The organism is Streptomyces sp. NPDC003300 (assembly GCF_040610915.1).
Taxonomy (GTDB): Bacteria; Actinomycetota; Actinomycetes; order Streptomycetales; family Streptomycetaceae; genus Actinacidiphila.
Map to the genome: position 1 here is coordinate 100,651 of NZ_JBEXNE010000013.1, position 16,278 is coordinate 116,928.

Below are 16,278 nucleotides of genomic sequence, written 5' to 3' on the forward strand. Positions count from 1 at the left end.
GATGCGTGACGGACCGTCAGCCGTTGGCGGCGTCGCGGATCTTCTTCGCCAGGTCGGCGTCGTTGTCCGCCATCGACTGCTTGATGCCGCGGAACTGCTCCGCGAAGTCCTTGATGCCCTTCACCGCGAGCAGCAGGCTGGAGTTGAACTTCTCGTACGACTCCTTCAGCGCCGCGCTGGACTGCTCGAAGACCATGCCGTCGTCCAGCAGGTTGTTCACGTCGGTGCGGAGCTGGTTGAGCATCGGGACGATGTTCTCGTTGGCGGTGTCCAGCTTGGACGAAGTGGTCTCGATCTTCTCGTAGTCGAGGGAGATGTTGGGCATCGCGGGTGTGCTCCTCGCGGGTTGACGGGCCGGGCTGACGGGCAGGTTGACGGCGCTAGTAGCCGATGTAGTCGTAACTGGGGTCGGGTTCCTCCTCGCTGTCCACCACGCCGTCGCCGTCCTCGTCGCCGACGAGCTTCCACTCCGCGCCCGCCCCGGTGCGCGTGTAGTCGCTCTCCTTGCCGTCACTGTCGGTGACGGCCATGGTGCCGCTGCCGTCCTCGTTGATGTGGACGTCGGAGTGCGCCTTGCTGCCGTCGGCGTAGACGGTGTCCGTGATGTACGACCGGTGGTCGTCCTGGTACGTGGTGGTCGAGGTGTACGTCTGACCCGCGCCGGTGGTGACGGTGGTCTTCTCCGTGACGACGTTGTAGTCGTCGTCCAGGGTCAGTTGGGTGTGTACGGTGCCGCCGTCCGCGGTGGTCAGCGTCTTGTCGGTGGGCGGCGCGCCGGGGTCGGTGGGCTCGGGCCCCGGGTCGGACGCCGAGCAGTACGCCGGGGCGGTCTCGCCCGGCGCGACCTCGCAGGAGTCCGGATTCGCCTGGTACTGCTCCCACAGGTCGTGGTCCTTGACCCACTGGTCGTGGCCCAGCCACGCCTTGTGCTTGGCGACCCAGTCGCTCAGGCCCATGTCGGCGCTCATGATGCCCGCGCCCTCGGCGATCTGCGCGTCCATGTTGAAGAAGCCGTCGGCCACCGCCCCGAAGGTGTCCCCGAGTTGCCGCAGGTCGTCCTCGGCCTTCTCCATCGGGTGCTTGGAGCGGTAGTACAGCGTGCTGAAGGCGGCGGTGAGCTGGGCGTCGCCGAAAACGTCCTGCGCGTCGCCCGAGTCGTCGTTGCCGAGCGTGGCGTAGTCGCTGTTCTTGAGCGTCGGCCCGATCTTGTCGGCCAGCTCGTGCAGGTCGTTGCGGGCGGTGTGCAGAACGGTGTAGTCGAGCGCGAAGTCGACCAATGCCATCTCCTCCTTACGGGCGCCGGGCGCCGGGGGCCGCCGGGGTCACCGGAACCAGCCGGTCCGACATGTTCACGTACCAGCGGTCCCCGCGGTTCACCCAGGTCCGGGACGTGGGTCCGGGACTTCCCGCAGTGAACCGCCGGGGCTCCTCGTACGTGAGACATGCGGCAGAACTTCGCGGCACACGGCGGTACGGCAGGAGAGGACCCGGAATGCCACGCCCCACGGACTGGGACGCGCTCGGTGTGAGCGGCGACCCCACGCCCGGCGACCCGGTGCGGATCCACACCGTGGCGACCTCGATCGGCGACCTGGGCAGGACCGCCCGGGAGATCGACACCGCGATGGAGACGGTCCTCAACAAGACCGGGCCTGAGGCGTTCTCGGGCGAGACCGCCGAGGCGCTGCGGGACCAGATCAGCGGGCGGCTGCGCGGCTTCGTACAGAGCATCGCCGAGGCGTTCGAGTGGTCGAGCACCGCTCTGACCACGTACGCGGACGCCATGTCGACCGCGCAGAGCAAGGCGGACGCGGCGCTCGACCAGGGGCGCGGGCTGGCCAAGGACGACCCGAATCTGGAGACGCTGGCGAGCACCGCGCGCGACGCGGGTCAGACGCAGAAGGACGCGGCGAGCGCCGCCACCACCACGCTGCGCAAGGCGTCGGGCAACATCAAGTCGCCGGTGTCCGGCTGCGCGGAGTTCTGGGAGATCTTCCAGTGGATCGCCATCGCGCTGATCCTGCCCGCGCTGATCTTCGGCGGTCCGATCGCGCTGGTCGCGATGGCGGTCAACCTCACCATCTTCATCAAGACCGCGGTGGACTTCGCGCAGGGCAAGGTCGGCGCGCTCGACCTGTTCCTGTCCGCGCTCGGCATGATCGCGCCCACCACCCGCGCCGTGCCGATCTTCTCGCTGATCGCGAAGGGCTTCAAACTCGGCTGGCAGGCCATCAAGGCGGGCGGCATCGCCACCCTGACCTTCCTCAAGGACATGATGACCGGCATCGCCAAGCCGTTCGTCGCGCTGCCCTCGTTCAGTGAACTCGCCCACCTGACCGGGAGCTGGACCAAGGCGGGCGGGCTGTGGCTGTCGGGCGTCGGCAAGGGCCTCGGCCAGCTCGGCGCCAACGCCTTCAAGGTCGGCTCGCTCACCGTCCTCACCGGCATCAAGGGAATTCCCGCCTTTTTCAAGGGAGTTCCGGAATTCGTCACCAACTTCGGCAAGGGCAGCGCGACGTTCTTCAAGAACGAGTTCGGCGGCGCGAAGTGGCTGCGGGTGTTCCTGCCCGCCGAGGGCGACGAGATCGGGAAGTTCGGCGTCTTCGGCGCCATGAAGATCGCGCTCGTCGACCGCGGTGTGTTCGGCAAGTTCAAGTACGGCGCGGCGGACATCGTACGGCCCGGCGTGCAGGCCGTCGGCAGCGGCGTCAGCCACCTGCCGACGCCGGAGTTCGGCGGCGCGGGTCACTCGGCGCCCGGCCTGTTCATCCCCGACCCGCCCAAGCTCAGCCTCGACCTCGGGCCCAAATTCAGCGACTCGATCACCTTCAGCTTCCAGGCGATCATGGGCAAGGACGCGCTGCTTGACACCCCGATCACCGAACTGTCCTCGATGCACCTGGGCGAGTGGGCGAACGTCACGCACACCCCGACCGGCATCACCTTCGACGTCGGCGCAGGGGTGCACGCGCTGCCGCCGCCCGCCGCCGCGATCCTGGCTCCGCCGCCGCCGATCCACATCTCCACCACCGGCATCAACACCGCGGGCATCGGCGCGACCGGCGTGCACGCCCAGGTCGGCGCGCCCTCCTTCCACGTGCCGGGCATCGGCGCCAACGCCGTCCCCAGCCACATCGTCACGCAGGCCACCGACCTGGTCGTGCCGCCGCAGACCGTGGTCTCCTCGATCGGGGTCCCGCACATCACCCCGGCGGCCGTCGTGACCACCCCGCCCGCCGGGACCGTGCACACCTTCACCCCGACCACCCCGGTGACCAGCGCCCATCTGACGAACCCGGCCGCGGTGATCGCCACCCCGCCGCCCGCCTCGGCCGTCAACGTCAACGTGGCGGGCGCGATCTCGATGCCGCCGCCCGCCGCCACCGCCGGTTTCGCCCACACGGTGCCCGCGCCCGCCCTGCCGCACCTGGCCACCAACGGCGCGGTGAACTTCCACGCGGCGACCGTACCGGTCACCGGGCACGTCCCCGCGACCTTCACCGGCGGCGTCACGCACGTGGTCACCGACATCCACACCGGCGGCTCCTTCAACGCGCTCGACCTGCTGCACACCCCGAACCCGGTCGCCGTGCACGCCCTGGCGCCGACCCCCAACGCGCTCATCACCGGCACCGCCGCGAACATCGCCAACAGCCACACGATGGCGACGCTCGCCCAGCACATCTCGGTGGACCTCGGCCCGGTCCACACCGTCGGGCACACCGCGAGCGACCTCACCCCGCCGCCGACCACCGCGCTGACCGCGACCCCGCCGCCCGCGTCGGTCGTCTCCGCCCCGCCGCCCGCGAGCGTCACCCACATGCCGCCGCCCGCGGCGGTCGCCCAGGTCCCGCCGTCCGCCGCGGTCACGCTCATGCCGCCGCCCGTGGCCGTCACCCACATGCCGGGTACGCCCGCGGTGACCACCTTCGACCTCGGCGGTACGGGCGCGGGGGCGGGCAAGGGCAAGGGGCCCGAACTCCTCACGGCCAACGGCAGCGGAAGCGGCGCGGCGGGCGTGGACCTCCCGCCCGCGCACCGCTTCGACGCCGCGATGGACCTGCTCGACAACGGCTCACTCGGCCGCCCCTCGCCGCTGCCGCACCCCGCGTCCGGACACGGCACAGCTGGCCACGGCGCTTCGGGCCACGGGGTTTCGGGCCACGGCGCGGACGGCCCGGCCTTCGCCGGCACCGCCGTGCCGGGACTCGGCGACAAGGCGTTCGCGGGCGCCCCTGCGCGTTTCCCCGAACCGGCACACGTCCCCGAACCGGCACACGTCCCAGAACCGGCACACGTCCCAGAACCGGCCCCCGTTCCCGAACCGGCGCCCGTGCCCGCCGCGACCCCGCACGCGACCGGTGACGTACGGCTCGGCGGACCGCCGCCGCGGCTGACCGCCAAGGAACTGGACCGGGCGTGGTCGGCCGACAGCGAGCGGATCGGCGCGCTGTTCGGCCCGGCGACCGACCCGTCACGGCCGCTGCGCTTCGACGCCTGGGGCGACTTCGTCCTGGCACGCCACGACCTCGGCCGCCTCGAACAGCACCTGGACGACCTGCGCGCGATGCCCGGCGGACCCTCCAGCGGCGAATCCCGCGCCGTCACCGAGATCAGGACCCAACTGGCCGCCGCCCAGCAGCAGTTCAACGTCGCGGTACGCGACCTGCGCGAGCACGGCATCAACCCGGCCGCGATGGACCAGCACATCACCGACCTCAACCTCCAGTCACTGCGCGAGCGGCCCCGGCTCCTCGGCGGCGCGGTGCCGCCGCCCGTCATCCGGGTCGAGGGCGCCGAAGGCGGGCGTCTCATCGAGGAGTCGGTGCCGCTGAGCGGCCCGACCGGCCTGCCGCACGGCCTCAGTGTCAGCATCGGCTACCACGTCAACGGCGTGGACATCAGGCTCCTCGACGGCGCGGGCAACGACCTGACCGCCACCACCCACCAGGTCGTCCAGGTCAACGGCGGCGGACTGTCCGTCCACGACGTGAACACCGGCATCCGGCAGACCTTCGACTCGCACGGATCGCTGCGCGCCGAGACCGTCCCGCTGCGCGGCCCGCAGGCCCCGCTCGGCACCGGCATCTCCGTCACCTTCGACCCAACGGGCGCGGCCACCCACCACCTGGTCACCGGCGGCGCCGTGGACGCGGGCGCCACCGTCACCCGGCTGCCCGTACCCGGCGACGGCTTCCGCGTCGACCGCGCCGCGACACCCGGCACGTCCGCCACGTACCAGCTCTTCGACTCCGGCGGCCTGCACCTCGCGGACGGCCACGGGCTCCACACCGCTACCGGAGCCCCGCACTTCGTGGAATTCCCCGCGCCCGGCCGGGGCGGCGGCGCACAGCTCCTCGACGCCAACGGCGCGCCCGTGCACGGCTTCACGCCGGTCCGCGAGACCGACGCGACCGGCGCCACCGTCGCCGTGCGGATCGACCGCAACGGCGCGGACGGCGCCTTCGTCCGCCACGACATCACTGGCGGGCAGGCCGTGGAGACCGGTACGCCGCTGCGGCTGCCCGGCGGCGCGGCGGACGGGCGGCTCGTGGTGCGCCCGGTGGGCGGCGGCGCCCCGCACATCGAACTGCCCGGCGGCGTCAGGCCCGGCGGCGTCCAGGTCTTCGACCACGCGGGAGGCGGCCTGCGCGTCGAACGGCCCGGCGGCGCGGGACAGGCCATGACGTACCAGCGCTTCGGCCCCGACCACGTGCTGGTCGGGGACGGCCGCCAACTCCTGGGCGCGGACGGCCGACCGAGCGGCGCCGTGGACTTCCCCGTCGGCGGCGGCGCGGTCGGGCACCTGGACGGCGCGTGGCAGCCGGTGCCGCACCACGCGGTACGCGTCGACCTCGACCCGGCCACCGGCAACCCCGCCACGATCCGCGTCACCGACACCGGCCGCGGCGACTACTGGACGCACGACCACGCGGGCGGCCACCTCGGCGACCACGCCGTGATGCTGCACGGCCCCGGCGGCGCGCCCCTGCACGAATTCGGCGTCACCCGCCATCCGGCGCCCGGCACCATGGGCGCCGCCCAGCGGCTCGCGACCGACGCCAACGGCGTACCGCTGCCCCACTTCGCGCCGCACGGCGACGGCTGGCGCGTCACGGACCGCACGGCGGGCGTACGCGGCGGCGAGTACCGGCAGTTCGGCGCGGACGGCGGCATCCACCAGCAGGCGATCAACGTCACGCGCGACGGCGTCCGCGTGCCGGGACAGCGGTTCGTCCTCACCTTCACGCCGAACGCGAAGACCTGGCAGCTCATGGACACCGTCGCGGACGCCCCCTTCACGGGCGCCGGGCGCGGCCTGCTGCACTCCGGGACGGTCGACGTGGCCACCGACGCGGGCCACGTCAAGCTGGTCGCCAAGCCCGGCAAGAGCGCCGTGGAGGTCTTCGAACGCCGGCCGCTGGCGACCGGCGGCTTCCTCGACTCCCTCCGCCGTACCGACGCGAGCGGCTTCGGCAGGCTCTCCGGCCAGAACACCCGCTGGACGCACACCGACAACGCGGGCAATGTCACCAACTGGGGCCTGCGCAACGTCGGGACGCTGGACGGCAAGGCGTGGCGGGGCATCGACCACCACGGCACCCTGGTCCACGAGTTCCGCACCGGCATCGACGGCGGCGGCGTCCTCGGCGTCCGCGACGGCGCGGGCGACTGGTCGTGGGTGCGCTACGACGCCCACCACCGGCCGGTGCTCGGCGGCAGGCGCACGATGGACGCCGACGGCGGCTGGACCGACCATCTGCGGCTCGGGGGCGACGACATCGTCGTGCAGCGCCAGTGGGGCCCCGCGCACCTGCCGCAGTCCCACGCCAACCACTACCGCGAGGCCGTGCTCGACCCGGCCAACGGGCACCTGCCCAAGACGGTCACCATCGACCCCAACGGGGCGAATTCCACGAGGCAGTTGTGGAAGGAGCAGTCGGAGCACGGCAAGCCGGCCGGAGCCCTGGAGAAGCTGCCGGACAACCAACTCCTGGAAGTCCGGCGCTGGTCCGAGCAACGCCCGCCGCAGTGGGTCCGCAAACATCTCATCGGCATCGGCGACGCCGTGTGGGACACGCACGGCTTCCTCAAGGGCGACACGCGCTTCCAGATGTCGAAGTGGACCAGGACGGATCTGGCGACCGGGGCCGAGACCCACGGCTTCCGCTTCACCGCCATGAACGACAATGTGCTGGACATCGCGGCGGACGGCACCTTGACGCGCGGCACGTTCAAGCTGGACCACGGCAACACCCTCACCGTCGGCGACTCCGTCACGCTGCCCGCGGGCGTCGCCCCCGTCGCCCACCGGATGCCGTGGACCGAGGGGGCGGGGAAGCTCTCCGGCTACCGGATCGAGACGCCCGGCGCGCCCGGCGGCCGGATCTGGGAGGACCACTTCAAGGTCGACCACAACGGGGCCTTCACCGGCGGCGACTGGTACGGCGCGGACGCCGCCCCGACCCGGGTGGCGCGTGCGGGCTACGCGGACGGCACCGTCGTGGAGTTCCAGCCGGTCCCGGCCGCCGGGACCGTCCTGGACGGCGGCCCGGGCGTGCGGGCGGGCGCCTTCGAGGGCAACGGCGGCCCGGCCCTGACCAAGAACGTGCACGGCGCGCCCATCGGCGACGTACGGACCTGGCCCGGCGCCGACCTGCGGCCCGGCCACGGACACGGCCCGACGACCGTCACCACCACCGCGCCGCGCTCCCGGCACTGGGACTGGTCGGGCTACAACGGCCGGACCGACACCCGCCATTGGGCCTGGGACGGACTCGACGGCGCGGGCAACCGCACCACCGGATTCACCGAGTTCGGCCGCGGCTTCAACGGCGCCACACCGTTCGACGACTCCTTCCGCGCGTATCTCCGCACCGACAACGGCCCGGTGGCGATCCGCGGCCGGGACATGCTCGGCGGCGGCGAGCACGTGGACTCCTGGCGCGTCACCAACCCCGACGGCAGCCACCAGTGGCGCTGGGCGAAGTACGACGCGTTCGGCAACGCCGTGGACTTCCACGGCGCCGGCACCCGTCAGTGGTGGAATCCGCGGGCGGGCGGCGGGGCCGGCGCGTACGTGGACGACTGGTTCACCGGCGCCCGGTCCTTCCGCGACCGGGTCGACCTCGGCGGCGGCGCCGCGCCGATCACCGTCCGCGAGGTGCCCACCACCAGCACCACGGGACGTGTGCGCGAGTACCTGCCCGACGGCGCCCGCCTCGGCCCCGGCGCCGCCAACCCCGTGGACCTGAACGTGTGGAAGGAGTTCGACCACAACGCGGCCGTCGTGGAGAGCAAGGTCGTCGGCACCAACCAGGTCCTGACCACGGACGCCTGGCGCGGCCAGTGGGTACGGCACGACGGCAACGGCGTCATCCACGCCCAGGGCTCCGACAGCGGCTACATCTTCGAGGCGGACACCTTCGGACGCCTCCAACTCACCGGACGCGGCGTCGACTTCCGTGGCCCGGCGGCCGAACTGCGCGGCTGGGGACGGCGGCTGCGCGAGCCCAACCGCATGCAGTGGAAGACCGACCTCAGCGGCCTGGACATCTCCCGGATCGGCGACGGCCTCTACCAGCCGCAGTGGAAGCTGGTCATGGAGAAGGCCGCCATCGAACTCTTCCAGGAATTCGTCCTGGAGTTCACCGCGAATCTCGCTGTCAACGCGATCGTCGCGGACATCCAGAACAGGCCGTTCTCCGGGAAGGACGCGCTCAAGGCGTTCGCGAACGCGAGCGTGAGCGCGGGCATCAAGACCGCCGTCGGCAGCCTCGTCCACGACAACAAGATCAGCGGGTTGCAGCGCACCGGCGACTGGCGCAACGGCCTGGCCAACACCGACAGCGGAAAGCCCTGGTACCGCAAGCCGATGAACCACGACAAGCACTGGTCCAACGAGTGGGCGGGCAACGAGGCTCCCACCCGCTGGCGCGGCGGCATGTACGACTTCGGCTACAACGCGGGCACCTCCACGCTCGCCGCGTGGGTCAACGGCAGCATGAACGCCTCGGTGTTCGGCATTACCGACGCCAATGGCGACACCGTCTACCTCAGCGGCGGAGCCGCGGCCCTGGACGGTCTGATCAACGCCGTCTCCGGCATGACCGGCGCGGTCAGCGTCGGTGCCATGAAGAACCTGTTCATCATGGGCGGCGGCAGCCGGCTCTTCCATCGGCAGGGCTTCGCCGAGTTCTTCCTCCAGTTCGGCTGGAAGCTCCCCGAGAAGGTCTTCACCTCCCAGCTCACCAACTGGTACCGCGCCGCCATCAACCCCTGGTGGTACCAGGGCGGTTACGGCGACACCGGCACCGCCGAGACCGGCACCGGCACCTCCGACACCAGCGGGGAGCCGCAGCCGTGACCACCGAGCGTACGACCGCCCACACCGTCCACGTCGCCGCCAAGGGACGGGGCGCCCACCGTACGATCGCCGCCGCCGTACGCGCCGCCCGGCCCGGCGCGACCGTCCTGGTGGAGCCCGGCGAGTACCGGGAGTCGCTGACCGTGGACCGGCCGGTGGTGCTGCGCGCCGAACACGGCGCGGGCAGCGTCACGCTGTACCCGGCGGCCGAGGGAACGCCCGCGCTGACCGTGGCCGACGCGCACTGCGCGGTCCACGGATTCACCCTGCGCGGCGCCGGCCCCGGAGAGGCGGCGGTCCGGGTGACCGACGGTTCGACGCTGGCGCTGCACGACTGCGTGGTCCTCGGCGGCCGGGTGGAGGTGGCGGGCACGGACGCCGACGACGGCTCCCAAGGGATGCACGGAACAAGGGAGTTGGTCGTCCCCGACCCCGACGGCCTGGACTTCGACGCCGACCCCGACCCCGATCCAGCCCCGACCCGCGACCCGGGACCCGCGCTGCTCCTGCTGCGCTGCCGGATCGCGGGCGCGGTCGGCGCGGGCCTGCACCTGTCGGGCACCGCCCGCGCCCGCGCCGACGACCTGCGGATCGAGGCCGTCGACGGCACCGCGGTCGTCCTGTCCGGCACCGCCCGGCTCTCCGCCGAGCGGCTGCGCGTACGCGACTGCACCGGCACGGGCCTGCGGATCCGGGGCCGGGCCGCCGCCGCACTGGTGGACTGCGCGCTGGAAGGGACCGGCGGCAGCGGACTGCTCGTCGAGGACGAGGCGGCGCTCGTCGCGGGCGACACCCGCGTCACCGGCGCGGGCGCGGTCGGCATCCGCCTCACCGGCTCCGCCACCGCCGAGATCGCCGACTGCCGGATCACCGGCTCCGTCACCAGCGGTCTCGTCGCCCAGGACGCCGCGCGGCTGGCCGCCACCGGCTGCGCGGTCACCGACTCCCGCGCCAACGGCCTGCTGATCCTCGGCGCCGCCACGGCCCGCCTCGCCGACTGCGCGATCTCCGGCACCGGCTACAGCGCCGTCCACCTCGCCGACGCCGCCCAAGCCGCCCTGCTCGACTGCCGGATACGCGACAGCGCCGAGCACGGCCTGCACGCCGTCGGCACCGCGCACGCCGACCTCACCGAATGCGGCCTGTCCCGTATCGCCATGACCGGCCTGCACACCGCGGAGACCGCGACCCTCACCGCCCGCGGCTGCCGCCTCACCGACACCGCGACCGGAGTGCACGCCGTCTCCGCCGCGGGCACCGAGTTGGAGCACTGCACGGTGCTGCGCGCCGCGAAGACCGGTGTCGAGGTCGGCGCGGGCGGCGGCGTACGGCTCTCCCACGTCCGGGTCGTCGCCGCGGGAGCGGCCGGGATCGTGGTCGACTCCGGCGGCACCGCGCGGGTCGACGGCGGCTCAGTCGAAGGCAGCGCCGGCTCCGCGATCGTCGTGTGGACCGGCGCGTTCCCCGAGGTCAGCGGGGTCTTCATCGACGCGCCCGCGAAGAACGGCATCTACCTCGCCGAGGACGCGGGCGGCACCTTCACCTCCTGCGAGGTCGCGGGCGCGGGCTTCCCCGCCCTCCACGTGGCACGCGGCGCCGCCCCGGTCTTCCGCCGCTGCCGGGTCCGCGACTGCGCCGAGGATCTGGGCCAGGACGAGGGAGCGCGGCCCGCCTTCGAGGACTGCGTCTCCTACGACGTACGGCGGCCGACGATTCCGCAGTTTGGCCGGGGAGCGGCGGGCCGGGCCGCGGGCCTGCCCGCGTCGCCGTCCGGGACGGCCCCGCCCGGCGCACCCGGTGACGACGGACCGGACCCGGACGCGCCGGAGGAGGATCTGGACGACCTGCTCGCCGAACTCCACTCGCTGGTCGGCCTCGACGGCGTCAAGGGCGATGTCGGCTCCCTGGTCAAGCTGATGCGGACGGTACGGCGACGGCAGGAGGCCGGGCTGCCCGCGCCGCCGCTCAGCCGCCACCTGGTCTTCGCGGGCAACCCCGGCACCGGCAAGACCACCGTCGCCCGGCTCTACGGCCGTCTGCTCAAGGCGCTCGGCCTGCTGCGCCGCGGCCACCTGATCGAGGTCGACCGCAGCGCGCTGGTCGGCGAGTACGTCGGCCACACCGGGCCGCGTACTACCGCCGCCTTCCAACAGGCCCTGGGCGGCGTGCTGTTCATCGACGAGGCGTACGCGCTGTCGCCGCTGCACAGCGGCAACGACTTCGGCACCGAGGCCGTCTCGACGCTCGTCAAGCTCATGGAGGACCACCGCGACGACATCGTCGTGATCGCCGCGGGCTACCCCACCGAGATGGACCGCTTCGTCTCCTCCAACCCCGGCCTGTCCTCCCGCTTCAGCCGCACCCTGCACTTCGTGGACTACGACGCGGCGGAACTCGTCTCGATCGTGGAGCACCAGGCGGCCGAGCACCGCTACGAACTCACCGAGAAGGCCCGCGCGGAACTGAGCGGCTTCTTCGACCGGATGCCGCGCGGCGAGGGCTTCGGCAACGGCCGCTCCGCGCGCCAGGTGTTCCAGGAGATGACGGAACGTCAGGCGCAACGGGTCGCGGAACTGGCCGATCCGCGCGCCGAGGACCTGGTCGCCCTCGAAGCCGACGACTTGCCGCCGCAATCCGTGGCCCTGCCCGCGGCACCCGCCGTCGCCCGCCCCGTCCTCAGACTCTGAGGAGACGCCGAGGCCCCGGCCCCGAGCGAACATCCCGACCCCGAGCGAACACCCCGGCCCCGAGCGAACACCCCGCCCCCGCGCCCGACATCCCCCCGGAGACCCCCCGTGCCGACGCCCGACCTCCCGCCGCCCGCCCTGGACAAGCCCGCGTCCGCGCCGCCGCCCGCCGCCTCGGACTTCTCCGCCACCTTCGCCGAGCACGCCTCCGTGCCCCGCCGCGGCTTGGTGCCCGGCGTGCGCGTGTGGGGCACGATCGGCGGCGCCGCGGCGGTGACGGCCGTCTGCGTGCTCGTCGTCCCGCTGCTCGGCGCTCTCGGCGGCGACAACGGCGGGGACGGCGGCCGTACGTCGGACACGGTGGTCGCCGCCGCGCGGACCCAGTCGCCGAGCGCGACGCCGTCGAGCACCGCCACCACCCCCGAGGCGGCGGTGACCACGACGAGCCCGCCGCCGACGACCAGGCCGCCCGCGGCCAAGCACGCCGCCGCCCCGCCCGCCGGGAACTCCAGCGGTTCCGGCGGCTCGGGGGGCTCGGCCGGATCAGGGGGTGGCGCCCCGCGCACCCAGGCGACGAAGAAGGCCACGAGCCCGGCGACCAGGCAGACCGCCAAGCCGCCGGCGAAGGCGACCAAGGCCGCCGCGCCGCCCGCTCCGGCCAGGGTCGGCGACTTCCTAGTCAGCGCCGGGTCGGGCAAGTGCCTGAACGCCTCGGCCGGTTCGGACGGCACCCACCTGCAACTGTGGACCTGCAACGGCAATGTCAACGAGCAGTGGACCTTCGCCTCCGACGGCACGATCCGCAGCAAGGGCCTGTGCATGGACGCCGCTTGGGGCAGCACGGACGACGGGACGATCGTCCAGATCGCCTATTGCAGCGGCAATCCGGCGCAGCAGTTCACGCTGAGCGGCGGCGTGATCCGCGGCGACCAGTCGGGCCTGTGCGTCGACGTATGGATGGCCGCGACCTCCGACGGCACTCCGATCAAGCTCCACCCGTGCAACGGCGGCAGCAACCAGGCGTGGAAACGCAAGAGTTGACGGCTCATCGTCCCGAACTGCGGGCCCGTGCGGGCGTGCGGTGTCGGCGCGGCGGCAGCGGGGGCCGCGGCACGACAGGGTGATACACCGTCAGATCACCCTGCCGTGCCGGAGCTCCCGCTGCCGCCGGTGCCGGAGGGCGTCCAGCGGTTCCGGCGCCTGCGACGACGGATGGTGGGCCTCCTTGACCAGGAGGTGCGGGCGGCGCTTGGTCTCGTAGGAGATCCGGCCGATGTACTCGCCGATCAGGCCGAGCATCACCATCTGCACGCCGCCCAGGCCCGCGATGATGGCGACCAGGGTGACACAACCGGGCGCGTCGACCCCGGTGACCAGAGCGTCCACCGTGACCCCGGCCGCGGAGAGCCCCCCGAGCCCGGCACGGGTCCGCGCGTCGAAGCGGTCGATGACCGCCTCCTCGTCGTAACAGGGCACGACGACCGAGAGCTTCGTCATGCGCGCCTCCCGGGGCGACGGAGACCGAGGGCGGTTCCGCGGAGCGCGGACCCGTCCAAGAGCCCGTCGCGCGTGGTGCGTTGGGGGAAGAGCCGTCGCGCGAGGGTGCGTCCGGCGGTACCCGAGGAGCCGTCGCGCCCCGAGCGGTCGCGGAACCGGCCGCCGACGCCGACCGCGAGCAGCACGGCCAGGGCGAGGCCGGAGGCCGGGAGCCCGGCGTTCAGACCGGGTGTGCGGAACGAGCAGGAGACCCGCGAACCGCCGCCCAGATCCACGGCGATGAGGCCGCCGAGGGTGCGGGGGGCCGTCGACGCGCCGCCGTCGACCGAACAGCGCCAGCCGGTCACGGCGGGCACGGCGAGGACCGCGGTGCCGTGGCCGCCCCGGCGGAAGGCGGCCGTGATCGTGTGGCCGCCCGCCGTGACCTCGGCCGGGCCGGTGGCCCGCAGCTTCGTGACCGCGCTCCGCAGCGCGCCCTGGTCGAGGCAGCCGACCGGGAACCGGGGGATGTCCTGCGCGGTGGTGGTGCCCAGCGCCAGCCGGATCCGGCCGCTCGCGGGCACGGCGCCGAGCGGCATGATCCCGTTGGCGGCCAGGTCGTGGACGCCGACCGCCCGGTACTCGGCGCCGTTCGCGCGGACCGGGCCGGAGAACCAGGGCGCGTACAGATACGCGAGGGTGCCCGGCGCGCAGGTCGCGGTGAACGACGTCCAGGCCGCGCCCTTGGCGTTGCCCGGCAGCCGCCAGGTGCCGTTCGGCTCGGGGACGGGCCGGGGCCCGGAGGCGGGGGAGAGCAGCGGCACGCGGTAGACCCGGGCGCCGAGCACGCGCTGCTGCCGGGCGAAGACCGAGGTGTCGCGGACGGCGCCGTCGAAGGCCGCGCCGGGCCTGAGGGTGACGATCGGGGGAGCGGGCGCGGTGTGCTGGGCGACGGCGCTCGGCGCGCCGGGCACGTTGCCGAGGGAACTGCTCACTCCCATGATCGCCCGGCCCACCGGGTCGTCGAGGCCGTAGATGTGACGGCCCCTCATGGTCCAGGCGGAGCCGAGGGCCTGGAGGGTGGCCGCGGTCCGCGCGGGCAGGTAGCTGCTGTAGTACGAGCCGCCCTCGCCGCCGAGCAGCAGCGGGTCGTTGGCGGTGTACTGGTGCGGACCGGGGTCGGTGCGGGTCGCGGGCCAGTCGTCCCGCGCGCCGACCGCCGCGTGCGCGGTCAGCGACGCGGCGCTGATCGTCTCCCTCGGCGTCCACCGGGGGTTGTCGTCCCTGATCACGCTGACGGAGAAGACGCTGTAGGCGGTGGCGAGGAAGACCGAGCAGGTCAGCGCGGCGAACACGCCGATACGTACCCGGCGGTCGGTCCGGTGGCGGGCGAGCAGCAGCAGAAGGCCGAGGACGAGGGCGCTGTCGGCGAGGATCAGGATCCACTCGCCGCGCGTGAAGTAGTGGCCGCCGCTCACCGCGGCGAGCAGGACCGCCAACGCGGCCCCGCCCGCGAGCAGTTCACGTGGGCGTGGCCTGCGGGAGAGCGCCAGCCAGGCGACCGCCACCAGCATGGACGTCAGCGCGATGGCGGCGCGGTAGGGGCTGCCGTTGGGCATGGCCAGGCCGTGCCACAGCAGGACCGTCGGCTTCCAGACGTACGACAGGGCCACCAGGACCAGCAGCCCGGTCCAGACCGCGCGTTCCCTGCCCGGCACCCGCCGCATGAAGGGGAAGGCGAGCACGAGCAGCAGCGGCAGCAGCCCGACGGAGATCCGCGGGGCGGACGGGTAGAGGCCGCCGGGCAGCAGGTGCGCGAGGTAGTCGAGGGCGGCGGGCGGCGTGTAGTCCTGGGGCTCGGCGGGCTGGGACGCCTTGCTGGCGGTGTAACTCACCGTCAGCACGGGCGCGGCCAGCAGCAGGCCGGTCGCGGTCGCCGCCGCGGCGCGCAGCAGTGCGCGCCAACGGTCCCGTACCGGACGGGAGTCGAGCAGCAGGCGGGCGCCGAGGACCAGACCCATGCCGAGGGTCGCCATGGCCGCGGTGTAGAAGTTCGCCGCCCAGCACAGGGTGATCACCAGCGTCGCGGGCACCCAACGGCGGCCGCGCAGACACCAGTCGTAGGCGATGCCGAGCAGCGGGAAGGACGACAGGCCCCACATCCACATGGGGTCGCCGAAGCCGTCCGAGATCGTCCAGGTGCTCACCGCGTAGCCGACCGCGAGCAGCGCGCGCAGCCACGGCGAGCCCGGCCGCAGCCTGCCGAGGTAGACCGTCATCAGGGCCGCGCCGAGTCCGATGCTCAGCACCGTGGCCGTGAAGACGGCCGCGTTGACGGCGTCGCGCGGGAAGAGCCCGACCAGCCAGGAGAACGGGTTCATCAGATAGGTGAAGAAGTCGGCGAGGAAGGGGACGCCGTATCCGCTGCCCCAGTTGACGATCAGGTCGCCGGTGGCGCGGCCGTGCATCAGGTCCCACAAGTGGGCGTGGTACGGCACGAATTGGTTGCCGAGGTCGTTGACGGCCCGCGATCTCGGTCCGAACGGATACGTCCCGTGCACGGCCAGCGCCAGGCAGTAGGCACCCATGGAGACGGCCGCCGCGAGCAGCGCCGCCAGCGGTGTCGCGGCGGCCCGGAGCGCCGGGCGGCGCGGCGGACCGGCGGGCGGCGCCGCTGGGGGTGTGTCGATGGCCGCGGAGGAGGAGGTCAGCACCGTGTCCCGCTTGCTCGTATGCCTCGGATCGTCT

At 73.2% G+C, this 16,278-nt stretch carries 6 protein-coding genes and 1 pseudogene; 3 read left to right on the forward strand and 4 right to left on the reverse strand.

The genetic code is table 11. The annotated features are described in order from the left end of the window. Nucleotides 1-16: 16 nt before the first annotated feature. Nucleotides 17-325, reverse strand: a complete 309-nt coding sequence (locus tag ABZX65_RS20320) for a WXG100 family type VII secretion target (RefSeq protein WP_188282265.1) — start codon at nt 323-325, stop codon at nt 17-19. Between the two features lie 55 nt (nt 326-380). Next, nucleotides 381-1,283 carry a hypothetical protein gene (locus ABZX65_RS20325; RefSeq protein ID WP_355341532.1) on the reverse strand — a complete coding sequence of 301 codons (903 nt, stop codon included), beginning with the start codon at nt 1,281-1,283 and terminating at the stop codon, nt 381-383. Between the two features lie 209 nt (nt 1,284-1,492). Between ABZX65_RS20325 and ABZX65_RS20330 the strand changes: the two genes are divergently transcribed. The 3 genes from ABZX65_RS20330 to ABZX65_RS20340 all read left to right on the forward strand — a co-directional run bounded on the left by ABZX65_RS20330 (nt 1,493) and on the right by ABZX65_RS20340 (nt 13,095). Then, entirely contained in the window at nt 1,493-9,367 is a 7,875-nt protein-coding gene (locus tag ABZX65_RS20330) for a putative T7SS-secreted protein (RefSeq protein WP_355341535.1), read from the forward strand. Beyond that, nucleotides 9,364-12,054 carry a right-handed parallel beta-helix repeat-containing protein gene (locus ABZX65_RS20335; RefSeq protein WP_355341538.1) on the forward strand — a complete coding sequence of 897 codons (2,691 nt, stop codon included), beginning with the start codon at nt 9,364-9,366 and terminating at the stop codon, nt 12,052-12,054. Before ABZX65_RS20330 ends, ABZX65_RS20335 begins: the two co-directional genes overlap by 4 nt. A gap of 108 nt (nt 12,055-12,162) precedes the next feature. Continuing rightward, nucleotides 12,163-13,095, forward strand: coding sequence for an RICIN domain-containing protein (locus ABZX65_RS20340; RefSeq protein WP_355341541.1), 933 nt, complete (start codon nt 12,163-12,165; stop codon nt 13,093-13,095). 90 nt (nt 13,096-13,185) lie between these two features. Here ABZX65_RS20340 and ABZX65_RS20345 read toward each other — a convergent pair. Both ABZX65_RS20345 and ABZX65_RS20350 read right to left on the reverse strand, forming a co-directional pair. Beyond that, nucleotides 13,186-13,446: pseudogene (locus ABZX65_RS20345) on the reverse strand (hypothetical protein); the annotation flags it as partial. A 101-nt stretch (nt 13,447-13,547) separates the two neighbouring features. Continuing rightward, the gene (locus ABZX65_RS20350) at nt 13,548-16,244 is read right to left on the reverse strand and encodes a YfhO family protein (protein WP_355341544.1); all 2,697 of its coding nucleotides are present in this window, start codon (nt 16,242-16,244) and stop codon (nt 13,548-13,550) included. Nucleotides 16,245-16,278 lie beyond the last annotated feature (34 nt).